Source organism: Microbacterium sp. (assembly GCF_049650565.1).
In the GTDB taxonomy this organism is placed as follows: domain Bacteria; phylum Actinomycetota; class Actinomycetes; order Actinomycetales; family Microbacteriaceae; genus Microbacterium.
In genome coordinates this window covers 15524-39265 of sequence record NZ_JBASAK010000003.1, presented here as the reverse complement: position 1 = coordinate 39265, position 23742 = coordinate 15524, and the positions used below count along the sequence as shown (strand labels likewise).

23 protein-coding genes are annotated in these 23742 nt (G+C 68.8%); 11 read left to right on the top strand and 12 right to left on the bottom strand.

Going from position 1 to position 23742, the window contains the following annotated elements:
- Positions 1 to 66: 66 nt before the first annotated feature.
- Entirely contained in the window at positions 67 to 621 is a 555-nt protein-coding gene (locus WA967_RS00395) for a TetR/AcrR family transcriptional regulator (RefSeq protein ID WP_424418883.1), read from the bottom strand.
- A gap of 87 nt (positions 622 to 708) precedes the next feature.
- Here WA967_RS00395 and WA967_RS00390 point away from each other — a divergent pair, with 87 nt between their 5' ends.
- The gene (locus WA967_RS00390; protein ID WP_424418881.1) at positions 709 to 1248 is read left to right on the top strand and encodes a DUF4242 domain-containing protein; all 540 of its coding nucleotides are present in this window, start codon (positions 709 to 711) and stop codon (positions 1246 to 1248) included.
- Positions 1249 to 1273: 25 nt separating this feature from the next.
- Here WA967_RS00390 and pgm read toward each other — a convergent pair whose 3' ends face one another.
- Complete coding sequence (gene pgm / locus WA967_RS00385; protein WP_424418879.1) at positions 1274 to 2920, bottom strand: phosphoglucomutase (alpha-D-glucose-1,6-bisphosphate-dependent); 1647 nt, start codon at positions 2918 to 2920, stop codon at positions 1274 to 1276.
- 197 nt (positions 2921 to 3117) lie between these two features.
- On the opposite strand from pgm, the gene pheA reads away from it, so the two are divergent.
- Entirely contained in the window at positions 3118 to 4062 is a 945-nt protein-coding gene (gene pheA, locus WA967_RS00380; RefSeq protein ID WP_424418877.1) for a prephenate dehydratase, read from the top strand.
- Positions 4063 to 4242: 180 nt separating this feature from the next.
- Here the strand turns inward: pheA and WA967_RS00375 are convergent, their stop codons facing one another.
- The 5 genes from WA967_RS00375 to WA967_RS00355 form a co-directional block, all read right to left on the bottom strand.
- A complete protein-coding gene (locus tag WA967_RS00375; protein ID WP_424418875.1) occupies positions 4243 to 5172 on the bottom strand; it encodes a carbohydrate kinase family protein in 930 nt (309 codons plus the stop codon).
- Entirely contained in the window at positions 5169 to 5504 is a 336-nt protein-coding gene (locus WA967_RS00370) for a putative quinol monooxygenase (RefSeq protein WP_424418874.1), read from the bottom strand. The genes WA967_RS00375 and WA967_RS00370 overlap by 4 nt, the downstream gene beginning before the upstream one ends.
- Entirely contained in the window at positions 5501 to 6280 is a 780-nt protein-coding gene (locus tag WA967_RS00365; RefSeq protein ID WP_424418872.1) for an ATP-binding cassette domain-containing protein, read from the bottom strand. Before WA967_RS00365 ends, WA967_RS00370 begins: the two co-directional genes overlap by 4 nt.
- Positions 6277 to 7329: an ABC transporter permease gene (locus tag WA967_RS00360; RefSeq protein WP_424418870.1), complete on the bottom strand. Its 1053-nt coding sequence runs from the start codon at positions 7327 to 7329 to the stop codon at positions 6277 to 6279. Before WA967_RS00360 ends, WA967_RS00365 begins: the two co-directional genes overlap by 4 nt.
- A gap of 62 nt (positions 7330 to 7391) precedes the next feature.
- The gene (locus WA967_RS00355; protein WP_424418868.1) at positions 7392 to 8495 is read right to left on the bottom strand and encodes a substrate-binding domain-containing protein; all 1104 of its coding nucleotides are present in this window, start codon (positions 8493 to 8495) and stop codon (positions 7392 to 7394) included.
- 196 nt (positions 8496 to 8691) lie between these two features.
- Here WA967_RS00355 and WA967_RS00350 point away from each other — a divergent pair, with 196 nt between their 5' ends.
- On the top strand, positions 8692 to 9705 hold the full coding sequence (locus WA967_RS00350; RefSeq protein ID WP_424418867.1) for a LacI family DNA-binding transcriptional regulator: 1014 nt from the start codon (positions 8692 to 8694) through the stop codon (positions 9703 to 9705).
- 6 nt (positions 9706 to 9711) lie between these two features.
- Here WA967_RS00350 and WA967_RS00345 read toward each other — a convergent pair whose 3' ends face one another.
- The gene (locus WA967_RS00345; RefSeq protein WP_424418865.1) at positions 9712 to 10341 is read right to left on the bottom strand and encodes a nucleoside/nucleotide kinase family protein; all 630 of its coding nucleotides are present in this window, start codon (positions 10339 to 10341) and stop codon (positions 9712 to 9714) included.
- Positions 10342 to 10709: 368 nt separating this feature from the next.
- On the opposite strand from WA967_RS00345, the gene WA967_RS00340 reads away from it, so the two are divergent.
- Complete coding sequence (locus WA967_RS00340; RefSeq protein WP_424418863.1) at positions 10710 to 11633, top strand: endonuclease domain-containing protein; 924 nt, start codon at positions 10710 to 10712, stop codon at positions 11631 to 11633.
- Positions 11634 to 11793: 160 nt separating this feature from the next.
- Here WA967_RS00340 and WA967_RS00335 read toward each other — a convergent pair whose 3' ends face one another.
- On the bottom strand, positions 11794 to 12861 hold the full coding sequence (locus WA967_RS00335) for an LLM class flavin-dependent oxidoreductase (protein WP_424418989.1): 1068 nt from the start codon (positions 12859 to 12861) through the stop codon (positions 11794 to 11796).
- Between the two features lie 149 nt (positions 12862 to 13010).
- Here WA967_RS00335 and WA967_RS00330 point away from each other — a divergent pair, with 149 nt between their 5' ends.
- From WA967_RS00330 to WA967_RS00300, 7 genes are all read left to right on the top strand, one after another.
- On the top strand, positions 13011 to 14120 hold the full coding sequence (locus tag WA967_RS00330) for an ROK family transcriptional regulator (protein WP_424418861.1): 1110 nt from the start codon (positions 13011 to 13013) through the stop codon (positions 14118 to 14120).
- A 116-nt stretch (positions 14121 to 14236) separates the two neighbouring features.
- On the top strand, positions 14237 to 15349 hold the full coding sequence (locus tag WA967_RS00325; protein WP_424418859.1) for a sugar ABC transporter substrate-binding protein: 1113 nt from the start codon (positions 14237 to 14239) through the stop codon (positions 15347 to 15349).
- A gap of 98 nt (positions 15350 to 15447) precedes the next feature.
- Positions 15448 to 16227 carry an ATP-binding cassette domain-containing protein gene (locus WA967_RS00320; protein ID WP_424418857.1) on the top strand — a complete coding sequence of 260 codons (780 nt, stop codon included), beginning with the start codon at positions 15448 to 15450 and terminating at the stop codon, positions 16225 to 16227.
- The gene (locus WA967_RS00315; RefSeq protein WP_424418855.1) at positions 16224 to 17486 is read left to right on the top strand and encodes a sugar ABC transporter permease; all 1263 of its coding nucleotides are present in this window, start codon (positions 16224 to 16226) and stop codon (positions 17484 to 17486) included. Before WA967_RS00320 ends, WA967_RS00315 begins: the two co-directional genes overlap by 4 nt.
- Before the next feature lie 92 nt (positions 17487 to 17578).
- The gene (locus WA967_RS00310; protein ID WP_298862759.1) at positions 17579 to 18067 is read left to right on the top strand and encodes a nucleotidyltransferase domain-containing protein; all 489 of its coding nucleotides are present in this window, start codon (positions 17579 to 17581) and stop codon (positions 18065 to 18067) included.
- Positions 18064 to 18417 carry a DUF86 domain-containing protein gene (locus tag WA967_RS00305; RefSeq protein ID WP_424418853.1) on the top strand — a complete coding sequence of 118 codons (354 nt, stop codon included), beginning with the start codon at positions 18064 to 18066 and terminating at the stop codon, positions 18415 to 18417. The genes WA967_RS00310 and WA967_RS00305 overlap by 4 nt, the downstream gene beginning before the upstream one ends.
- Before the next feature lie 128 nt (positions 18418 to 18545).
- On the top strand, positions 18546 to 20258 hold the full coding sequence (locus WA967_RS00300; RefSeq protein WP_424418851.1) for a cation:proton antiporter: 1713 nt from the start codon (positions 18546 to 18548) through the stop codon (positions 20256 to 20258).
- A 1181-nt stretch (positions 20259 to 21439) separates the two neighbouring features.
- Here the strand turns inward: WA967_RS00300 and WA967_RS00295 are convergent.
- The 3 genes from WA967_RS00295 to WA967_RS00285 form a co-directional block, all read right to left on the bottom strand.
- Positions 21440 to 22846 (bottom strand): dicarboxylate/amino acid:cation symporter, encoded by a 1407-nt coding sequence (locus WA967_RS00295; protein WP_424418849.1) that lies wholly within the window; start codon positions 22844 to 22846, stop codon positions 21440 to 21442.
- A 236-nt stretch (positions 22847 to 23082) separates the two neighbouring features.
- On the bottom strand, positions 23083 to 23421 hold the full coding sequence (locus tag WA967_RS00290) for a hypothetical protein (RefSeq protein ID WP_424418847.1): 339 nt from the start codon (positions 23419 to 23421) through the stop codon (positions 23083 to 23085).
- A gap of 113 nt (positions 23422 to 23534) precedes the next feature.
- The gene (locus WA967_RS00285; RefSeq protein ID WP_424418845.1) at positions 23535 to 23708 is read right to left on the bottom strand and encodes an AbrB/MazE/SpoVT family DNA-binding domain-containing protein; all 174 of its coding nucleotides are present in this window, start codon (positions 23706 to 23708) and stop codon (positions 23535 to 23537) included.
- Positions 23709 to 23742 lie beyond the last annotated feature (34 nt).

Genomic DNA, 23742 nt, shown 5'->3' with positions numbered 1-23742 from the left:
GTGCGACGAGGTGTCGGCGACGCGTCAGGGAGTGGCGCTGCAGGGGGACGCGGAGGTGCGGGCGGGCTACGCCGCCGCGATGCGGGCGCGGATCATGTCGGCCGCCAGCTGGATCGGGGCCACGTCGTGCGCGACCTTCGCGCCCAGCAGTCCGCCGTCGTAGGCCAGCTGCGCCTCCGACGCGATGCGCTCGGCGTCCGCGATGCCCGCCAGTGCGTCGAGCCACTGCGTGCGCACCCAGGCGCGGTGCTCGCGCACGGCGCGGGCGATGGGCTCGGCGGGGTCGGGGAACTCGACGAGCGCGTTCAGGAACACGCATCCGGTGTATCCGTCGGATGCGTTGCGCCTGGCGGCCAGCTCGAACGAGGCCAGCACGCGCTCCGGGCCCTCGGGCATGCCGCTGATCGCCGCGCGATAGGCCTGTCGGTCACCGGCATCCGTCCGCTCGAGGTGAGCGACCACCAGCGACTCCTTCGAGCCGAATGCCTGGTACAGGGTCGCCTTGGCGACGTCGGCCTCGGCGATGATCCGGTCGATGCCCACCGGCCGGATGCCCTCCTGGCAGAACAGGCGGCTGGCGGTCTGCAGCAGCCGGTCGGCGGCGGGCGTGAGCGTGGGCATGACTCCATGTTACGGATGCCGGGACGCGCATCAGCTACCCTGGGGCATACAGACAGGTCTGTCTGTAATTGAGTGAAAGGAAATCCGATGGCACTGTTCCTGGTCGAGGTCGAACTGTCCGATCCCACCCGCGAGGCCGCATCCGCCGTGATCGACCGCGTGGCCGCGGCGTTCGCCGCCACCGGAGGAGAACTCGTCGAGGCGCAGGTGCCTGCCGGGCACGAGCGCGTGTATCTGATCCTCGAGGGCGACGACTGCGCGGGCGTCGTGCTCGACGCGCAGACCCTGGGCGCGGCATCCGTCACCGACATCGTGCCGGTGCGCCTGATCGGCGCCACGGTCGACGAGGTTCGTGCGCGCGGCAATGCCGGGTATCTCGTGGAGTGGGACATCCCCGCCGAGATCACCATGGAGAAGTACCTCGCCGCCAAGAAGGCCAAGACTCCGCTGTACGACACTCTCGACGACGTGGCGTTCCTGCGCACGTACGTGCGCGAGGACACTCAGAAGTGCCTGTGCTTCTACGACGCCGACAGCGAGGATGCCGTGCGACACGCCCGCGAGGTCGTCACCACCCCGATCAGCCGCCTGCACGCGCTGGACGCCCTGCCCGTCACCGCCTCCTGACGTTCACGGGCTCGGCGGATGCCGGTCAGCCGAGCGCCGCGCTGACGACGGCGCGGGCCTCCTCCTGCACCTTCGCGAGATGCTCGGGGCCGAGCAGGCTCTCGGCGTACAGCTTGTACACGTCCTCGGTGCCGGACGGGCGGGCGGCGAACCAGGCGTGCTCGGTCTGCACCTTCAGCCCGCCGATGGCCGCGCCGTTGCCGGGGGCGTGCGAGAGCTTGCCCGTGATCTCCTCACCGGCCAGGGTCGTGGCGGTCACGGCATCCGGCGACAGCTTGCCCAGCGTCGCCTTCTGCTCGGGAGTGGCCGGCGCGTCCACGCGCTGATAGGCCGACGATCCGAACTCGGCCTCCAGTTCGCGGTACCGCTGCGAGGGCGTCTTGCCGGTCACGGCGATGATCTCCGCGGCCAGCAGGCACAGGATGATCCCGTCCTTGTCGGTGGACCACACGCTGCCGTCCTTGCGCAGGAACGACGCGCCTGCCGACTCCTCGCCGCCGAATGCGACGGAGCCGTCCAGCAGGCCGGGCACGAACCACTTGAATCCGACGGGCACCTCCAGCAGGCGGCGTCCCAGCGACTCGGCCACGCGGTCGATGATCATCGACGACACCAGGGTCTTGCCGATCGAGGCATCCGCCGGCCAGCCCTCGCGGTGCGAGAACAGGTAGTCGATGGCGACGGCCAGGTAGTGGTTTGGGTTCATCAGCCCGGCATCCGGGGTGACGATGCCGTGCCGGTCGGAGTCGGCGTCGTTACCCGTGAGTACGTCATAGTCGCCCCGCTTGGCGACCAGCGAGGCCATCGCGTTCGGTGACGACGGATCCATCCGGATCTTCTCATCCCAGTCCAGCGTCATGAAGCGCCAGGTCGGGTCGACCTCGGGATTGACGACGGTGAGATCCAGGCCGTGCATCTCGGCGATCAGCTGCCAGTACTCCACCGACGCCCCGCCCAGCGGGTCGGCTCCGATCCGCACGCTCGCGCTCCTGATGGCCTCCAGGTCGATGATCGTGGGCAGGTCGCGCACGTACGCGTCACGGAAGTCGTAGCCCTTCGCGGTCAGCGCATCCCAGTCGATGTCGGCTGGGCTGAGGCGCTTCACGCCCTCCAGCTTCGCCTCGATGAGCTCGTTGGCGCGTTTCGCGATCCAGCCCGTGGCGTCGGTGTCGGCGGGGCCGCCGTTCGGCGGGTTGTACTTGAAGCCGCCATCGCGCGGCGGGTTGTGGCTGGGCGTCACGACGATGCCGTCGGATCGGCCCGGATCGTCGGCCGCGCGTCCGCGGTTGAAGGTGAGGATGGCGTGGCTGAGCGCGGGCGTCGGAACCCAGGCATTGCGCGAGTCGACGCGCACGTCCACGCCGCCTGCCAGCAGCACCTCGACGGCGCTGCGCTCGGCGGGGCGGGAGAGCGCATGCGTGTCGCGCCCCAGGAACAGGGGGCCTTCGATGCCCTGCCCGTTGCGGTAGTCGACGATGGCCTGCGTCGTGGCGAGGATGTGGTCCTCGTTGAAGCTGCCGGTCAGCGCGGAGCCGCGGTGGCCGCTGGTTCCGAACACCACCCGCTGCGACGCGACGGCCGGATCCGGATGCCGATCGTAGTAGGCGGCGATCAGCTCGTCGACGTCGATGAGATCCTTTTCCTCCGCGGGGAGGCCTGCACGGCTCGTCATGTGCATAGTCTGCCCCGCGTGCGGTCGTCGCGCATCTTCGGCGTCATCCTTCGGGTCCATCGGTACAGATGTCGGCTCAGACCACGGTTGTCGGACCGGATGCCGGTTTTCTGCCGACATCCGTGAATCGCGCCGACATCCGTACCGCAGTCGGATGCCGGGCCGAACCGGCGGATGCCCGGCGCTAGGCTTGCCGGGTGACCGAACGCCGCACGTACAGCTACCTGGGCCCCGCCGGAACCTTCACCGAGGCGGCACTGGATCAGGTTCCCGAGGCCCGCGGCCACGAATGGCGGCCGGTGCACAATGTGGGCGAGGCGCTCTCCGACGTGCTGTCGGGAGTGTCGGATGCCGCGATGATCGCCATCGAGAACTCCGTCGAGGGCGGCGTCTCCACCACGCAGGACGCGCTGGCCACCAACCCCGGCCTGCGGATCATCGGCGAGTACCTGGTCAAGGTGAACTTCGTGCTGGTCGCCGCTCCCGGGACGAAGCTGGAGGACGTGCAGGTCATCGCCGCGCATCCGGTCGCGTACGCGCAGTGCCACGCCTGGCTGGGCGAGAACCTGCCCGCGCATTCGCATGTGCCGGCGGCCAGCAACGTGGCATCCATCCTCGGCGTGCTGGATGGATCCCTCCCCGCCCAGGCCGCCATCGCGGCGCCCGGCATCGTGCAGCACCAGGATGTCGAAGTGCTGGCCGAGCAGATCGGTGACAACGACAATGCCGTGACGCGCTTCGTGCTGGTCTCGCGCACGACCGCCGCCGGTGAGCCGACCGGCGCCGACAAGACCTCCCTCATCGTCGAGCTGCCCGACGACCGCCCCGGTGGGCTGCTCGACCTGCTGGAGCAGTTCTCCACCCGCGGCATCAACCTGTCGCTCATCGAATCGCGGCCGGTCGGCGACGAGCTGGGCAGGTACCGCTTCGTGCTGGACGCCGACGGGCACATCCACGACGAGCGCATGGCAGACGCCCTGCTCGGCATCCGTCGGTTCAGCCCCCGCGTGGTCTTCCTGGGCTCCTACCCGCGCGCCGACCGCCGCATTGTGCAGTACCCCGATCGCTACGCGGACGACGTGTTCGTCGAGGCCCGCGACTGGCTGCGCGGCCTGATCGCCGGCGAGCCCGACGAGGCATAGCCGCGACGCCGCACCCGCGCTTCCGCGCTCCTGGTTCCCCGATGCGTTTTCGATCCAGCCCGCGGTCTGGATCACTTGTGCATCTGCGGAGCGTGTTTCCGGTGCATCTTCGATCCAGCCCGATTCGGGCGGATGCGTTTTCGATCCAGCCCGATTCGGGCGGATGCTGGGGGAGCGGCGCTATTGCTCCAGCTCGCGCAGCGCCCGCTGCAGTTCTGCCGCGGTCGGGGGCATCGCGCCGGCCCGGGCCACGGTGAGCCCGGCGGACACCGCCGCCATGAGGCCGATCTCCGCCAGCTGCGCGTACGAGTAGCTGCCGGCGAGTGCACCCTCCATGCCGACCTTCTCCGCGATCGCGGCGATCAGGCCGGACATGTACGCGTCCCCCGCGCCGATCGTGTCGACGATGTCCACCTGCAGCACCGGGACCTCGACGCGCAGATCAGCGGTGTGCAGCACGCTGCCGGCGGATCCGTGGCTGACGGCGACCAGCTTCGCACCGGCGTCCAGCAGACGCCGTGGCGCACTCGCCGCGTCACCGGGGTACAGCCACTCGGCATCCTCGTCGCTGAGCTTCACGACGGCGGCGCGGGAGGCGTACCTCTCCACGGCGGCGACGGCGACCTCCCGCGGAGGCATCACGGCCGGACGCGCGTTCGGATCGAAGGTGACCAGCACATCATCGGGCAGCGACTCCACGAAGGAGAGCACGCGGTCGCCGCCCGGCAGGTGCAGGGCGCCGATGGAGCCGAAGTGCACCACCGACATCCCGCCGACCTGCGGTGGTGTGCGGAAGGTCCAGGACAGATCGAAGTCGTAGGTGGCCGATCCGTCCGCCCCGATTCGCGCCGTGGCCGTCGACGTGGGCAGGCCTGCGTCTCCGACTGTCACGACCGAGACCCCGGCCGAGTCCAGGTGATCGCGGATCGCGAGGCCGTCCGGGTCGTCGCCGAATTCGGAGGCGAATGTGGTCGCCGTGCCGAGGCGCCCCAGGCCGAAGGCGACGTTCAGCGGGCTTCCGCCGACGTGCCTGGTCACGCGGTCGCCGTGGTCGACGACGTCGATGAGGGCCTCGCCGATCACCAGGACCCGTCCGGCGAAGGCGGTCATGCCGCGGATCCGGCCGACCACGCGGTCGCCGCGCCATCCTCGATGCCGTCCAGCCACGTCAGCGTCGAGCCCCCGCCCACGACCAGCGGACTCAGCGCCGCGTTGAACGCGGCGTTCGTCGCGCTGCTCAGATGCCTGGCGAACGCCGCCTCATCCGCATACTCCTCGTAGACGAAGAAGCGCTCCTGCTCGTCGCGCACCCGGTGCGCGTCGAACCGCACATTGCCCGCTTCGGCCCGCACCACCCGTCGGTACCCGGCGACGAGGGACGCGACGGCGTCCCCCGCCCCGGGAACCGCCCGGAACTCGGCGTACAGGTGCTTGCCGGTCACAGCGTCTGCGCACCCGTCATGATCGCCACGGCCTCGCTCATGGTGTGCGATTGCGGCGTGATGGTGCCCGCGCGCTTGCCGAGACGCTGGATGTGGATGCGGTCGGCGACCTCGAACACGTGGGGCATGTTGTGGCTGATCAGGATCACGGGAACGCCGGTGTCGCGCAGCCGCTTGATCAGCTCCAGCACCTGGTTGCCCTCGCGCACGCCCAGGGCCGCGGTCGGCTCGTCGAGCACGACCACCTTGGAGCCGAAGGCCGCTGCCCGGGCCACGGCGACAGCCTGCCGCTGACCGCCGGAGAGGTTCTCGATCGGCACGGTCACGTCCTGCAGGGTGGAGATCCCCAGCCGTGTGAGTTCGTCCCTGGCGTTCTTGCGCATGGCCTTCGTGTCCAGCATCCGGAACGTCGAGCCGAGGATGCCCGGACGACGCATCTCGCGACCGAGGTACATGTTGGCGGCGACGTCGAGCGCCGGGGAGACCGCGAGCGACTGGTACACCGTCTCGATGCCGGCATCCCGGGCATCCTGCGGACGACGGAAGTGGACGGGCCTGCCGTCGAGCTTCAGCTCGCCCTCGTCGGGGATCTCCGCACCGGTGAGGCACTTGATGAGCGTGGTCTTGCCGGCGCCGTTGTCGCCGATGATGGCGAGCACCTCCCCGGCGTACAGGTCGAGGCTGACTCCGTCGAGCCCGACGACGTGTCCGTAGGTCTTGACGAGCCGCGTGGCCGAGAGAACCGGCGTGCGGGTGTCGACAGCTGCAGCGTTCACTTGCGTACCTTCCGAATCCACTGATCGATGGAGACCGCGACGATCACCAGGATGCCGACGGCCAGCGTCTGGTAGAGCACGTCCAGGCCGGCGAGGGCGAGGCCGTTGCGGAACACGCCGACGATGAGCGCGCCGAGCAGGGTGCCCCACACGTTGCCGCGGCCGCCGAAGAGGCTGGTGCCACCGATGACGACGGCGGTGATGGCGTTGAGGTTGGCGTCGACGGCGGCGTTCGGGCTCGACCCGAAGTCGCGGCCGATCTGCACCCACGCGGCCACGGCGACGATCGCGCCCGCCACGATGTACACGCTCAGCAGCACGCGGTTGACGCGGATGCCGCTCAGGCGCGCGGCCTCGGGGTCGTCGCCGACCGCGTAGACGTGACGTCCCCAGGCGGTGCGGCCCAGCGCGAAGGCGGTGATGATGTACAGCAGGAGCATCAGCAGCACGCCGAAGGTGATGTCGACGCCGAGGTGGAACGTCGTCCCCGTCCAGGTGATGATGTCGGGCAGGTTCAGCCCCTGCACGGTGGTGCCGTTGGAGAGCAGCAGCATGAGCGCGGTGAAGATGCTCAGCGTGCCGAGGGTGACGATGAACGGCGGCAGGTTCAGCCGGGTGACGAGGAAGCCGTTGATCACGCCGGTGAGAATGCCGGCGAGCAGGCCGATGAGCAGGGCGACGATGCCGGGCATGCCCATCCCCGCGGCGGCGTTGCCGATCACGATCGAGCTGAGCACCATGGCCGCGCCGACGGCGAGGTCGATGCCGGCGGTGAGGATGACCAGCGTCTGCGCGAGGCTCAGGATGCCGATCACGGCGACCTGCTGCGTGATCAGGGACAGGTTGTTCGGTGCGAGGAACCGCGGGTTGATCACGCCGAAGATGATGACGGAGACCAGCAGCACGAGGGCCGGGCTCAGGGCGGGATAGCGGTAGAGGACCGACCGCACCCGCTGCGCGGGAGTCTGCCGGGCGATGAACTCGTCAGCGAGATGCAGCGCCGAGGTCGGCGGACCCGCGGGGTCGACGGTGGAGGTGGAATCTGACATGGGTTCTCCTGAAGTCGGAGGGAAGGGTGTGGGCGCCGGCGACGCGGCCGGCGCCCGGGAGATCACTTGCCCCAGCAGGTGCCGGCGGCTTCGGAGGAGCTGACGCTGTCGACGCCGGGCTGGGCCTGGTCGGTGACTAGGGTCTGACCGGTGCTGAAGAAGTCCAGGCCGTCGCTGGGCTCGGGCGCTTCGCCGCCGCGCGCGATCTTGGCGATGGCCTCCATGCCGAGGGCTGCCATCTTCGACGGGAACTGCTGGGAGGTGGCGGCGATGATGCCGTCCTTCACGTATCCGACGCCGGCGCAGCCGCCGTCGATGGAGACGATCAGGACGTCCTTCTCCTTGCCCGCGGCCTTCAGCGCCTGATACGCGCCGTAGGCCGCCGGCTCGTTGATCGTGTACACGACGTTGATGTCGGAGTTCTTCGAGAGCAGCGTCTCCATGGCGGCGCGTCCGCCGTCCTCGGCGCCCTGCGTGGGCTGGTGGCCGACGACCGTGTACTCGCCGCCCTTGCCGCCGGTGTAGGTGCCGGTCTTCGCCTCGGTGCCGTTCTTGCTCTTGTCGGGCACCGTGATGCCCATGCCCTTGAGGAAGCCCTGGTCGCGGTTGGTGTCGACCGAGACGATCTGGTCGCTGAACAGGTCGAGCATCGCGATGGTCGCCTTCTTGCCGTCGAGCTTGGCCGCGGTCCACTTGCCGATCAGCTCGCCGGCGGCGAAGTTGTCGGTGGCGAAGGTGATGTCGACGGTCTTGGCGGGGTCCGGAACCGTGTCGAGCGCGATCACGTACAGGCCGGCCTTGCGCGCCTTCGCGATCTCGTTGTTGACGGCCGTGCCGTTGGGAGTGATCAGGATGCCCCTGTCGCCGCGGGAGATGGCGTTCTCGATCGCCTGGATCTGGCTGTCGGTGTCGCCGTCCTTCTTGCCCGCGGCGAGGGTGAGCGACACGTTGGCCTTGGCGGCGTCGGCCTTCGCGGCCTCCTCCATCGAGACGAAGTAGGGATTGGTGGTGGTCTTGACGATCAGGGTCACGCCGACCTTGTCGTTCGGGCCGACGGTGGAGCCGGCCGAGCCGGCGGTGCTGCATCCGGCGAGCGCTGTCACGGCGACGGCGGCCAGGGATGCTGCGGCGAGGAGCTTGGAGCGGCGGTTCAGAGTGAAAGGCATCTTTGCTGTCCTAACGGGGATCAGGCGGTCACTGCGGTGGAGGACACTCTCGGTCGATCACGACCTGACAACGGTGTCAGAGATATGTTTAGCTCACGGATGTGAAGTGCGCAAGTGTCAGATTCGGTCGGATGGAAGATTTATGACACCGTTATCAACTCCAGCGCCTGCCGGAGGGCGGAAGAAGCGGCAGCGGGTGACCATCCGCGAGGTCGCCCAGCACGCCGGCGTGGGGACGAAGACCGTCTCACGGGTCGTGAACGATGAGCCCAACGTCGCGCCCGCGACAGCGGCGAAGGTGCGGGCGTCGATCGAGGCCCTGGACTGGGAACCCGATGCCTACGCGTCGAACCTGCGCCGCACGACGACCCGCACGCGGTCGGTGGGCCTGCTGCTGGGAAGCGTGGGCAACCCGTTCTCGGCGACGATGCACCGTGCCATCGAGGACGTCGCCGTGCACCGCGATGTGGCGGTGTTCGCCTCCAGCCTGGATGACGACCCCGAGCGCGAGGTGGCCGCGGTCGAGGCGTTCGTGCGGCGCAAGGTCGACGGGCTGATCCTCACCTGCGTGGCCGAGAGCCAGGCGTACCTCGCCGACCTCGTTCCACCGGAACTGCCGGTGGTCTTCATCGACCGGGAGCCGAGCGGGTACGTGGCGGACTCCGTGCACTCCGCCAACGTCGAGGGCGCGCGGCTCGCCACGCGGCATCTGCTGGGCTTCGGGCATCGCCGCCTCGCCCTGCTCATCGACCGCCGCGGTCTCTGGACGGCGCGGGAGCGCGAGCGGGGGTTCCACCTGGCGCTCGAGGAGTTCGGAGTCCCGCGGGAATCGGCGACGGTCATCGACGGACTGTCGGACCAGGATGCCGCCGAGCGCGCCGTGATGACGATGCTGGGGTCGCCCGATGCCCCGACCGCGATCGTGAGCGGCCAGAACCTCATCACCATCGGCGCCGTGCACGGACTGCGCAGGCTCGACCGGCACCATGACGTCGCGCTGATCGGCTTCGACGACGTGGAGCTGGCCGACCTCATGGAACCCGGCATCAGCGTGGTCGCGCAGCGACCGGCCGAGATGGGACGCATCGCCGCCGAGCGGCTGTTCGCCTCGCTCGACTCCGGGCACCGGCTCACGCCCGAGCACAGGGTGATCCCCGTCGACCTGATCCCGCGCGGATCCGGGGAGATCAGGCCTCCGCACAGTCGCTGAGCGCGATCAGCCGACCGGGACGATCAGGTCGGCCAGCTCGCGTCGCGCGCGGATCCGCTCGGCGTTGGGCTCATCGACGGCGGCCACCCATGCCTCGGCGACGGCGCGGGACTTCCCGAACTCGACATGGCGGGCGATGAGCCGTTCGACGCGCACGTCCGGCGCGACATCCGCGTACCAGACCTCCGCCGTCTGCGCCCGGGCCAGCGACCACGGCTCGTCGGCGTCGAGCAGGTAGTTGCCCTCGGTGATGATCAGCGCGGGACCGGCCGGGATGACGCGGTCGGCGGCGATCGGCTGCTCGAGGGTGCGCTCGAACCCGGGCACGTAGACCGCGTGATCGACTTCGGCGCACACGCGACGCAGTGCAGCCAGGTACCCCCAGCCGTCGAAGGTCTCGATGGCGCCCTTCCGCTCGCGCAGGTGCAGCGCCTCAAGAGACCCGTCGCCGAGATGGAACCCGTCCATCGGCAGCCACGCGACGGGCACCCCTCGTGCCTCGAGGGCGGCGATCAGCGCCGTCGCGAGGGTCGTCTTCCCGGCACCGGGCTCACCCACGATGCCGAGCACCACGCGCTCGGCGCGCGCGGCCAGGGCGATCGCGCGGTCGACGACCGAGTCATCCAGTTCGAGCACCCTGGCACTCTACTGCGCCGCCTGCTGAGCTCAGGACTCCTATGTGTGCCGCTGCGTCGTGCAGTGGCCCGTGAGCCCAGCGCTCGCGTGCGCGCGCGCCCCGCTCGCGCGCGTCCCACGCGCCCCACGCGCAGCATCCCAGTCGCATTTCTGATCCATCTCGCGGTCTGGATCGAAAGTGCATCGGATTCCGCACTGCGCGGAGAAGTTTCGATCCAGCCCGTTCCGGGTGGATGCGATTGCGATCCAGGTCGAACTGGCCGGCCCCTGGAGGTGGGTTCTCCTGCACAATCAGGCGGATCGGCGAGTTGTCCACGGATGCTGGGAATCGGGGCCGACGGCTTCCGGGGGGCGGCAAACATGGGCCCATGCGACACAGGATCACGCTGCCCGAGCAGTTGGGCCGGTACTTCAGCGTCAGCCAGGCGGCCGCGGCTGGAGTGGGCCGAGGTAGAGCGGATGCCCGCGATCTGGCGCGCCCGTTCCACGGCGTCCGCGCGCTGAAGCAGCCGCAGACGTTCGGGGAGCGTGTCCTCGGCTATGCACCGCGGATGCGCCCCGGTCAGCGGCTCGTCGGGCGCACCGCCGTGCGGTGGTGGGGGATGCCGTACCCCGAGGAGTGGACACTCGCGGAGAAGCTGGAGATCGCAGTGCCACAGCATCTGAGTCCTCCTCGCACGAGCGGCGTCGCGGGACGGCATCTGAAAGCATCGCGCGTGGAGGGCTGGAAGGTGGGGAAGGTGCGCGTGGTCGATCCGGTGGCTGCCGTCTTCAGCTGCGCCGAGCACCTTGCTGTGCCGGATGCGGTCAAGCTGCTGGACGCGCTGCTGACCGACGCCGACAATTACCCGGGGCTGAAGCAGAAGCGGCCGCTGTACACGCTCGCCGACATCGAGGCGCGACTGCGCTCCTGGAACCGGTTCAAGGGGAGCGCGACGATCCGGGAGGCCCTGCCGAGGGCACGGCCGCAGGTGGAGTCCCCGAAGGAGACGGAGACGCGACTGGCGATCGTCGACGCGGGCATGCCCGAACCTGTCGTGCAGTTCGCGGAATATGACGGCCGTCGCCTGGTCGCGCGCATCGACCTGGCATACCCGGAGTGGAAGATCGCCATCGAGTACGAGGGCGACGGGCACCGCGTCGACAAGGCTCAGTGGCGCCGCGACATCCAGCGCCAGCGCGAGCTCGAGGACCGCGGATGGATCGTCATCCGCCTCACACAGGCCGATCTGCGCCGCCCGTCGGAGTTCCTCGCCCGCATCCGCCGCGAGATCGCCTCACGCGCCGCGTGATCCCCCGCATCCGCCCGCCGTGCTGGTGCGGGCTGGATCAGAAGTGCGTCTCACCGCCTTGAGCTGGATCATTTCCGCACCCCGCAGCACGGTGCGCGATGGGTTTCTGATCCAGGACGCGGAATGGAACAGAAGTGCATGCGGGGTGCACGCGGCGAACTCAGCGCGCGAGCAGCTCCAGGGTCTGGGTGCGACCGGGGGTCGCATCCAGGGGTGCGGAGTCGAACTCGCCGCCGACGGGGGAGACCATGATCTCGTCGACCTCGTACTGCGCGGCGAACGCCTCCAGCCGCTCGCGCACGTCGTCACCGGTGCCGATGAACCAGTTCGAGCGGATGCCGTCGATGAGAGCCTGCTCGGAGACCCGAGCATCCGAGCCGGCGTCCGCCAGCCCCTGCTGCGCCTGCTCGACGGTCTCCAGCGGGGTGAGCGGCCGGTTCGAGCGCAGCCGCGCCATCATGCGCAGCTGCGGGAGCGCCCGTGCCGACGCCTCATCAGCAGACGGAGCGGCCACGACGTTCGCCGTCAGGAACGTCTTCGGTTCGGAAAGCGTCTCCGAGGGCTGGAACTGCGAGCGGTACAGGTCGAGCGCGCGCTGCAGCCCGTGGCCCGAGAAGTGGTTCGCGAACACGTACGGCAGGCCGCGGGATGCCGCCAGCTGCGCCGAGTAGTCGCTGGAGCCCAGCAGCCAGAGCTCAGGCGAGCCGGATGCCGCGGGTGTGGCCCGCACGGTGTACTCGCCGCCGCTGGTGAACTGCAGCGTCGCGCCCTCGGCGCGCAGCATCAGGCCGATGTCGTGCACGTGCTGCGGGAACCGCTCCACGTCGCCGGAGGTGCCGGACTGCCGCAGCAGCTGCGTGATCACCGGGTCGCTGCCGGGCGCGCGGCCGATGCCCAGGTCGATGCGGCCGGGGGCGAGAGCCTCGAGCGCGGCGAACTGCTCGGCGACGATCAGCGCCGCGTGGTTGGGCAGCATCACGCCGCCAGAGCCCACCCGGATCCGCGAGGTGCGGGCGGCAGCCGCGGCGATCAGCACCGGGGGAGTGGTGGATGCCACCGACGGCATGTTGTGGTGCTCGGCGAACCAGTACCGCCGGTAGCCGAGCTCGTCTGCGCGTTGCGCGAGCGCCATCGATGCGCCCACCGCCTGGCCACTGGTCTGCACGGCTCCAGAGGAAGAGCCGCGAACGGGAATGAGATCGAGGACAGACAGCGCGAGAGAAGACATCATCAGGCGCAACGCGCGACGCGCACAGCGCATTCCGAGCGACGAGGATACGCGCAGAACCCGTCCGCCTATAAGGTGTCGTTGTGCCCTCACAAAGACGTCCTCCCGGCTCGCAGGCTTCATTGCGTGAAGCCAACCGGCGTCGTGTGGTGGCTGCGATCAAGAAGCAGGGCAGCCTCACGCAGGTCGAGCTGGCCGGTGCGACGGGCCTCTCGCCGGCATCCGTCTCCAACATCGTCAAGGAGCTCGCTCTGGCCGGCGTGCTGCGCACGACCCCCAGTACCCGCAGCGGACGCCGGGCCACACTCGTGTCGTTCGCGCGCGCCGTCGGGCTCGTCGCCGGCATCCATGTCTCCGCCCGGCATCTGCGCGTGATGGTGGCCGATGTCAACGGCACGGTGCTGGGCGAGAACCACATGCCGCTGGCGCGCGACCACCGCGCCGACAACGAGCTCGACCGCGCGTCGCTGCTGCTCTCCGACATCCTCGCCGGGCTGGAATCCGGCATCGACGAGCTGCGCGGCGTCGGCGTCGCGCTCTCGGCGCCGATCGACCGTGACAAGGGTCGCGTGGCGGGCCGCGGGATGCTGCGCGGCTGGACCGGCGTGGACATCGTGGATGTCGTGCACCGGCGCCTGCGGCAGCCGATCTTCCTCGACAATGCGTCCAACCTCGCCGTGCTGGCCGAATCCAGGCTGGGCGCGGCGCGCGGCCAGCAGAACGTGGTCTTCCTCGACGTCGGCGACGGTGTGGGATCCGGTCTGCTGCTGGAGGGCCGCGTGCTCCGAGGGCACAACGGCATGGCCGGCGAGCTGGGGCACACGGTCATCGACGAGGACGGCCCGGTGTGCCGGTGCGGAAACCGCGGATGCCTGGAAGCGGTGGCCGGAGGACCGGCCATCCTCGAGCGGCTGAGGGATGAGGGCGGGGTCAGCAAGATCGGCGACATCGTCCTGCGAGCGATGGCCAACGACCCCGCGTGCCTGCGTGCGCTCTCGGATGCCGGCAAGCACATCGGCGTGGCCACGGGCAACCTCTGCAACCTCTTCGATCCCGAGCGGGTGGTGGTCGGCGGCGAGCTCGCCCGGGCCGGCGAGCTGCTGCTGGGGCCGATCCGCCAGGCCATGGAGTCCACCACGCTCGCGAGCGGCGCCGAGGTGCCTGATGTCGTGCAGGGGCAGCTGGGTCTCAGCGCCTCCGCGCTGGGCGCCGTGGTGCGCGCGATCGATGAGACGAATGTGAGCGGCGCGGTGCTCTGATCACAGTACGGACACGATGTGCCGACATCCTTGAGTTCAAGTCTTGACGTCAAAGAGTGAATGCTGTCATGCTCAGAACGTCGCCACAGTGGTCGGCACAGCAACGGAGGTTTTCGATGAAGATCACACCCATGCGGGCGCTCGTCGCGACGACGACGATCGCCCTCTCACTCGCAATGCTCTCGGGGTGTTCCAACGGCACCCAGACCGGCGGGGACCAGCCCGCCGCCGGCGCGAAGGACGGCGCGGCCACGATCGGCCTGCTCCTTCCCGACAACGTCACCGAGCGCTACGCCAGTGCGGACAAGCCGTACTTCGAGAAGAAGGTCAAGGAGCTGTGCGCGGACTGCACAGTGCTCTACGCGAACGCCGACGGCGACGCAGCCAAGCAGCAGCAGCAGGCCGAGTCGATGCTCACGCAGGGCGTCGACGTGCTGGTGCTCGACCCGTTCGACGGCAAGGCCGCGGCCGCTGTCGTCAACCAGGCCAAGGCCAAGAACGTGCCGGTCATCTCCTACGACCGCCTGATCGACAGCGCCGACGTCTCCTACTACGTCTCCTTCGACAACGAGAAGGTCGGCGAGCTGCAGGCGCAGGCCCTGGTCGACCAGATGAAGAAGCTGGGTCTTCCCGCCGACTCCGGCATCATCATGGTGAACGGCTCGCCGACCGACCCGAACGCCGCTCAGTTCAAGAAGGGCGCGCACAGCGTCATCGACGCCTCCGGCCTGACGGTGCTCAGCGAGTTCGACACACCCGGATGGGAGCCTCCGAAGGCTCAGGACTGGGTGTCCGGTCAGGTGACCCAGTTCGGCGACAAGATCACCGGCGTGTACGACGCCAATGACGACACCGCCGGCGGTGCGATCGCCGCGCTCAAGGCCGGCGGCATCACGCCGCTGCCGCCCGTCACCGGTCAGGACGCCTCGCTCGCCGGCATCCAGCGCATCCTCGCCGGCGACCAGTTCATGACCGTCTACAAGGCGTTCCTGCCCGAGGCCAACCAGGCCGCCGAGCTGGCCGTCGCGCTGGCCAAGGGCGAGAAGCCCAAGGCCGACACCACCGCCGACACCGCCAGCGGCGCGTCCATCCCGTCGTTCCTGCTGAAGCCGGTCGCGGTGACCGTCGACAACATCAAGGACACTGTGGTGAAGGACGGTCTGTACACGATCGACCAGATCTGCACGGCAGCGTACGCCGACGCGTGCGCCGCGCACGGCCTGAAGTGATCAACCCCGCGGTGCCGGCTCCGGCCGGCACCGCGGCCTCACAGCGAAAGGGAGCCGCAGTGGCTTTAGCATCCGATCTCGATGAACAGCACGACGCGGTGCGAGAACCCGTCCTGTCCATCCGAGGCATCTCGAAGGGCTTCGGCGCCGTCCGGGCGCTGACCGACATCGACCTCGACGTCTATCCGGGCGAGGTCGTCGCGCTGGTCGGCGACAACGGCGCAGGCAAGTCCACTCTGGTGAAGATCCTCGCCGGCGTGCATCCCGCCGACAGCGGTGTGATCACCTTCAACGGCGCGGAGGTCTCGATCCCCTCCCCGACCGAATCGCGGGAACTGGGCATCGCGACGGTCTTCCAGGATCTGGCACTCTGCGACAATCTCGACGTCGTGGCCAACCTGTTCCTGGGCCGCGAGCGCGGCGGTCTGCTCGTCGACGAGGAGCTCATGGAGGAGCAGGCCTGGACCCTGCTGCGCCAGCTCTCGGCGAAGATCCCGTCGGTGCGCATCGCGGTGGCCTCCCTCTCCGGCGGTCAGCGCCAGACCGTCGCCATCGCCCGCTCACTGATCGGCGAGCCCCGCGTGGTGATCCTCGACGAGCCCACCGCGGCGCTCGGCGTCGCGCAGACCGCGGAGGTGCTGAATCTCATCGAGCGGCTGCGCGAGCGCGGGCTCGGCGTCATCCTGATCAGCCACAACATGGCCGACGTGCAGGCCGTCGCCGACCGCGTGGTGGTGCTGCGGCTCGGTCGCAACAACGGCGTGTTCCGCACGGCCGACGTCAGCTACGAGGACATCGTCGCGGCGATCACCGGTGCCACCGACAACCCCGTCAGCAGCCGCAGTGCCGCGCACTCGACCGAGAAGGACGCAGAATGAGCGAGCAGACGAAGGACAACTCCGCGCCCACGACCATCGCCGTCGATCTGCAGGACGAGCGGGTGACGCGCGGCGAGGGGCTGCGCGGCGTGCTGAGCGGCTTCGGCACGCGCGTGCGCACGGGTGACCTCGGATCGCTGCCGGTGTTCCTGGGACTGGTCATCATCTGGATCGTGTTCCAGTTCCTCAACCCGCGGTTCCTGTCGGCCACCAACCTGGTCGACCTGACCATCCAGTGCGCGGCTCTGGGCGTCATCGCCCTCGGCGTGGTCGTCGTGCTGCTGGTCGCGCAGATCGACCTGTCGATCGGATCGCTCGCCGGGCTGTCGTCGGCGATCCTGGGCGTGGCGTTCATCAGCTGGCACTGGCCGATCTGGGCTGCGGTCGTGGTCGCCCTGCTCGTCGGCGCGGCGATCGGGTATGTCTACGGGTTCCTGTTCACGCAGTTCGGGGTGCCCACCTTCGTGGTGACGCTGGCCGGGCTCATGGGCTTCCTCGGTCTGCAGCTGTGGGTGCTGGGACCCACCGGCACGATCAACCTGCCGTACAACTCGTGGATCGTGCAGTTCGCGACCACGTGGTTCCTGCCGCCGTGGCTCGCGTACACGGTCGCCGGGCTCGTCGTGCTCGCGATCGTCCTCACGGACGTGTCGAAGGCCCGTCGTCGCGCGAAGTCGGGACTGTCCACCGGGCCTGTCTCGCTCATCGTGATCAAGGCCGTCGTCATCGCCGTCGTGGCCTCCGCCGCGATCACGTGGCTGGCCACCAACCGCGGTGTCGCCGTGTCGTTCCTGCTGTTCATCGTGCTCGTCGCCGTCATGGCGCTGCTGCTGACCCGTACGCGCTGGGGGCGCTGGGTCTACGCGGTCGGCGGCAACGAGGAGGCCGCGCGCCGTGCGGGCATCAATGTGAAGGCGATCTACATCTCGGCGCTGATGGTCGGCACGGTGCTGGCGACTCTCGGCGGCCTGATGCTGGCGGCGCGCCTGACCGCGGCGAGCATCTCGACCGGCGGCGGCACGACGAACCTCGTCGCCATCGCGGCGGCGGTGATCGGCGGAACCAGCCTGTTCGGCGGCCGCGGCTCGGCCTGGTCGGCGCTGCTGGGCATCTTCGTCATCCAGTCGATCGACAACGGGCTGACGCTGCTGAGCCTCGATTCGTCGGTGCGGTTCATGGTCACCGGTGCGGTGCTGCTGCTGGCCGTGATCATCGATTCGCTCTCGAGGAGGTCCCGCGCGCAGCACGGTCAAGCCTGACCTGCTGGCCCGGAGGGGGGGGATGCCCCGCCACACCCGTCCAGGGTGCGGCGGGGCTTCTGCATGCCGGTGGCGGTGATAGCATTTGCTATATGTCAATCGGCGGGGGAGTTCTCGAGGGCATCCGTGCGCAGTCGGTGGAGGCGGATGCCCTTCAGCGGCGTGCTCGGGATCTGCTGCTGGATGCCGTCCATCGAGCCGCTGCGGAGGGGCTCTCGCAGAGGGAGATCGCGCAGGTCGTGCGTCGAAGCCAGCCCGAGGTCTCGCGGCTGCTTCGGCAGAAGCCCCCGGGGCCGTTGGCGCTTCGAGTGTGGGATGAGCGTCGCGCGATGTCCACGGCACTGGCGAGGTACGGCATCACGAACGCGAGGATCTTCGGCAGCGTCGCCACGCGGTCGGAGCGGGAAGGATCGGATCTGGACGTACTGGTCGACACTCCGCAGGTGCTCAGCCTCGGGACGCTGTCTCGCCTCGAGCAGGAACTGTCAGCGATGGTCCACGCGTCTGTCGACGTGGTTCCCGTACGATCGCTCCCCGAGCATCTGCGTGACCGCGTGCTTGCTGAGGCCGTGCCACTGTGAGTCGCACCATCGACGAACTGGTGCGCGAGGCACTCTCGCATCTCGAAGCGGTGCACCGACACTTGGCCCGAGGATCGGTGGAAGACGAGACCGTCGCAGACGCCGTTTCGCTGCGCATCGCGGCGATGATCGAGACGCTCCATCGGGGTGCACCGGATCTGACGGACGGCTTCTTCGGCGATGAATGGGCGGTGATCTGGGGGATGCGCAACCGCATTGCGCACGGTTATGCGTGGGTCGACATCGAGACTGTGCGGGCGACCGTGGAGGAGGATCTTCCCGGTGTCGAGGCGAAGCTGAGGGCCTTGTCTGGAATGTCTGCCGACGCAGAGGCTGATCCGGAGGTCTGACCCTGCCCTCGTCGCCGAGAGCACGGTACCTCGCCGAGCGCACGGGTCGTTCGCGCGGACTTCCTGTGCACTCGGCGAGATCCCGTGCTGTCGACGTCCAGCAAGGGTGCGCGCATTAGCCTTTTCTCATGGACGCGAGCATCTTCTTCGTCATCGTCGGAGCCGTCGCGGTGGCGGCGGTCGCACGATGGCGGGGCTGGCCCGCGCCCCTGCTGGTCACGGTGGTCGCGCTGGCGGCATCCTTCATCCCGATCGTGCCGAACATCTCGATCGACGGGCACGTGCTGCTGAACCTCGTGCTGCCGCCGCTGCTGTACTCGGCGGCGCTGGATGTCTCGTTCGTCAGCTTCGCGCGCGCGATGCCGCAGATCCGCCGGCTCGGGATAGGCCTGGTCGTGGCCACCACGATGATCGTCGGCCTGGTCGCCTACCTGCTGCTGCCGGAGCTCGGCGTGTTCGGCGCGCTGCTGCTGGGCGCGATCGTCGCGCCGCCGGATGCCGTGTCCGCCGCCGCCATCGGCCGCAAGCTCGGCCTGCCGCGGCGCATCATGACGGTGCTGTCGGGGGAGAGCCTGATCAACGACGCGACCTCGCTGACCCTGTACCGCGTGTTCGCGGCGGCGGTCGTCGTGGGGCCGACGGCGTTCCACATCTGGTCGACGGTCGGGCAGTTCGTGCTGGCGGTGGTCGTGGGTGTGCTGATCGGCGTGGTGTTCGGCCTGGGCATGCACCAGCTGCGCATGCGCAGCGACGACGCCGTGATCAACGGAACCGTGGGGCTGCTGGCGCCGTTCGGGGCGTACGCGATCGCCGAGCAGCTGGGCGGCTCCGGCGTGATCTCGGTGGTGGCCATGGGGCTGTTCGTCGGGTTCAACGCCCCGCGCACGAGCTACACGACCAGGCAGCAGGAGGCGCCGCTGTGGCTGAGCGCCGACTTCCTTCTGGAGTCGTTCGTGTTCGCGTACATCGGCCTGCAGCTGCCGCGGGTGATCGGCGACCTGGCCGACGGCGAGGTGGGACCCGTGATCGTGCTGTCGATCGTGGTGCTGCTGGTGGTGCTGGTCGTGCGCCCCCTGTTCGTCTACCCCGCGAGCGTGTGGGGGCAGTGGTGGACGCGTCTCAAGCTGCGCAGGTGGCAGCGACGGCGGGAGTCCGGCGTCTCCGAGGCCATCGCGGAACGCCGCGGCCGGCATCCGCTCACCGAGGAGCAGTTGAGGCAGCAACTGGCCGAGACGAAACTGTCCTGGCGCGACAACGCGGTGATCTCATGGGCCGGGATGCGCGGCGTGGTCACGCTGGCGACCGCGCTGGCCGCGGCGGACCTGGCCCAGATCGGCACCCAGGCCTCGCACGCGATCGTGTTCGTCGCGTTCGTCGTGACGGTGGGAACGCTGCTGCTGCAGGGGCTGACGCTGCCGTGGCTGATCAAGGCGCTCGGGGTGGTGGACGGGCGGGAGGCCGCCCAGGATGCCAGGCAGCTGGCGGCCGTGCGCGTGCGCAGTCGTGAGGTGGGCAAGGCGTACCTGCGCGACATGCGCAAGCAGTGGGCGAAACAGCACGGCGAGGAGTCGCTGAAGACGTTCGACGCGTTCGCGAAGCGGCTGATTCGGGTGGAGACGGATGCCGAGACCAGCCAGATCGACCTGACACCGCGGCCGTCGTACGAGCAGTTCATGACCATGTCGAAGGGTTGGCTGTCGGTGCGCCGTCAGCTGCTGCTGACCGAGCGCGATGCCGGCAACCTCAGCGAGGAGGTCATGCACGAGCTGATCACGGCGATGGATGCCGAGGAGCTGGCGCTCGACACCCGCGCCGCGACGAGGCCCCAGTCCCGGGTGTAAGCAGGCCCGCCCTGGGTCGCGAGGCTGACCTGGGTCGCTGAGCCTGTCGAAGCGTCGGCCCCTTCGCGCGATCGGATGCCATGACCCGCGGCAACCGTCTCGGCCTCGGTGTGCCGGACGGAAGTCTGCGGGTAAGTCGGGTCTGGACAGGCGGTATCCATCTCGGTGACGTTCGGCCGGGCGGAAACCTGCGGACAACTCGCGCGCCCACCGGCGTCTTCCATCTCGACTAATGAAGACTGCGGGTACTACAGCGCACTCGTGGTGGTTTGGTTGATCCGGTCAGTGTCCGGGTGGAGCGCCGGTACGCTGGTGCTTGCGACGCTCCACCCGGCAATAGGAGTCACCGCAGGTTGAACGCGCGTCCGCACTTGGAGCAGGTCCGCGCCCCTAGAGCGACGCGGGAGAAGGGTCCATACTGCGTGTGGCAGTAAGGGCAGGTGACGTAGATCGGGCCGTTGACCCGTCGAGTCGCCATCAGCGCTTACCGTGCTTAGTCGGATCCACGAGCGCGTAGCTCATGTTCGGCCGTGGAGTTGGGGGAAGCGGCTCGCCGCGCGTAACCGTCCGCTCCGCTCCCGTCCGGCCCCCGCGCGGCCCGATGATCTCGTACTGCCCAGACCGTTGGGCGATCATTCCTGCATGCAACTTGTTGTCGTTGGTCACGGTTACCCTCCAAAGGGATCTTGTAGGACACGTTCCCGGTATTTGGAAAACGTGGTGTCGACGCGTACCTTGGAGGGAGTATCCCGTGCAAAGGATTCTCCAGCCCCTTAGAAAGCAGCAACTTTCTGGGGGGCTTTTCCGTGGTAACCCGGCGGCGACTCAATACTACATATGGGGACGGACATTGCGACCGGCCACTAGGGATAGTAGTTACATCTGTGTAGTTTTCCACTGGTCTCACCCGGTTAAACACAGGTTGTGCACGGATCGTTCCACAACCTCGAACCCCGCCGGGCGCGGGTGCGAGGCGCATGTTTACGCGGGTGTTTCTGTCGACGCCGGACTCCGTCCACAACCCGCACGGCACGCGGGGTCACCGGTGCTCGATTTCCTGTGGAGAACGCCCCTCGGCGTGTCTTGGCGTGTCGTTGGAGACGCCGGTTGGTGCGGTGCGTACCCCCGGAACGCCGAAGCGCCCCGCCCCTCGTGAGGGCAGGGCGCTCCGGTGAAGAGGATCAGCGCGCGGCGGTCGGCTCGCCGGCATCCACGGCATCCGCCTCTTCGATGTCCTCCGCGAACGGAAGGCCGTTGCGGGGAGCGTTGTACAGGTCGAGGTCGAGGATGCCCTCGCGCTTGGCCACGATGGTGGGGACCAGCGCCTGGCCCGCGACGTTGATGGCTGTGCGGCCCATGTCGAGGATCGGGTCGATGGCCAGCAGCAGCCCGACGCCCTCCAGGGGCAGGCCCAGGGTCGACAGGGTGAGGGTCAGCATGACGATCGCGCCGGTGGTTCCTGCGGTGGCGGCGGAGCCGAACACCGAGACGATCACGATCAGCAGGTACTGCAGCGGGCTCAGCGTGATGTCGAAGAACTGGGCGACGAAGATGGCGGCGACGGCGGGGTAGATGGCCGCGCAGCCGTCCATCTTGGTCGTCGCTCCCAGCGGCACCGCGAACGAGGCGTAACCCGAGGGAACGCCGAGGTTGCGCTCGGTGACGCGCTCGGTCAGCGGCAGGGTGCCGATGGAGGAGCGGCTGACGAAGCCCAGCTGCACGGCCGGCCACACGCCGGAGAAGTACTGCTTGATGGAGAGTCCGTGGGTCTTCACGAGGATCGGGTAGACGACGAACAGCACCAAGGCCAGGCCGATGTAGATGGCGCCGGCGAACCAGGCCAGGGCGGTCAGCTTGTCCCAGCCGTACTTGATCACGGCGGAGCCGATCAGACCGAACGTGCCGATCGGGGCGATGCGGATGATCCACCACAGCACGCGCTGGATGATCTTCAGCAGCGACTCGGTGAAGGCCAGGAACGGCTCGGCGCGGCGGCCGGCCTTGAGAGCGGCGATGCCGACGACCGCGGCGACGACGATGACCTGCAGGATGTTGAATCCGACGTTCGAGGTGAGGGCGCCGGTCTCGTCGGCGGAGGTGGAGACCGACAGGCCGAGGAAGTTCTGCGGGATGAGTCCGAGCAGGAAGTTCCACCAGGTGCCGACCGTGTACGGGTCGCCGGTCTTCAGACCCGCGCCGGCCTTGCTGCCGGGCTGGATGACCAGGCCCAGCACGATGCCGATCGACACGGCGATGAACGCGGTGATCGCGAACCAGAGCAGGGTCTGCCCGGCCAGGCGGGCGGCGTTCTGCACGCGGCGCAGGTTTGAGATGCTGGCGACGATGGCCGTGAAGATCAGCGGCACGACGGCAGCCTTCAGCAGGGTGACGTACGAGCTGCCGATGCGGTCGAGGGTGTCGGAGAGGATCGTGTGGTTCTCGCCGGTGGCGCCGGATGCTGCGCCGATGAGGCCCACGGCGATGCCGAGGACGAGGGCGGCCAGGATCTGGAACCCGAACGAGGTCAGCAGCTTGCGAACCGGTCCCCGGGTGTCGGGCGCCTTCGCGGCGCGTGCGGTGGTGGTCATCAGTTCTCCATGTTCAGGGAGTGGGGCACGCCAACGTTAGGAGCTTCCGCAGCGCCCCGGGAGCGATGTGTCACCGCGTGACGTCACATTTCAGGCTGGATGCCGGGGACCGCCGCTCATTGAGCGAGCGCAGCGAGACGAAATGCGGCGTCGTCGCCCCACATGCGACGAGGCTCCCGAACCCTCAGGTCCGGGAGCCTCATCATCCCCCTCCGGCTTTCAGCACATGGCTGAAGTCACTGCTTCGAGGCGCACTCCTGGGCGCTGTCCTGAACGACCTTGGTCATCTTCTTCTGCGCGTCGGTGCTGGTCTGCACGTCCTTGCCCTTGGCCGCGTTCGCGAGGTCCTCGTCCGAGACGTCGGAGTCGACGAGCTTCTCCGCGATGCACTTCACGACGGCATCCGGGATGTCGCTCTGACCGGCATCCGTGAAGATCTGCTGCATGCCGGTCGCCAGCTCGTCAGCGCTCGGGCGCTGCGCCCCGGAGCACGCCGTGAGCGAGAAGGCGAGCACGGCGACGGGCAGCAGGGTCAGCAGTCGGGCGGCGGTACGCGGTTTCCGGTCGATGTGCATTGCACTCACGCTAAACCGGTGCACGGGCTGGCGCGATGGGGAGAACTGCCCATCCGCTCCCTGCTGGGGTCCCGGAGCCGCCTACTGGGTCGGCTGAGCCTGTTGAAGCGTCGTCACTGCGTCTGCTGTGCTGCTGAGACTGTCGCCGTGTCGGATCTGTCAATGACGGGCACCATGACCAGGTCGTCTCCGTCAGCATGGAACTGTATTTCATCACCCGGGCGCAGTCCGTACCGACGCCGTAGTGCCGCGGGGATCGTGAGCCGGCCGCTGCTGTCGATCTTCATGATGCGTCGAGCTTACGCACGGGGTCGGACGTGA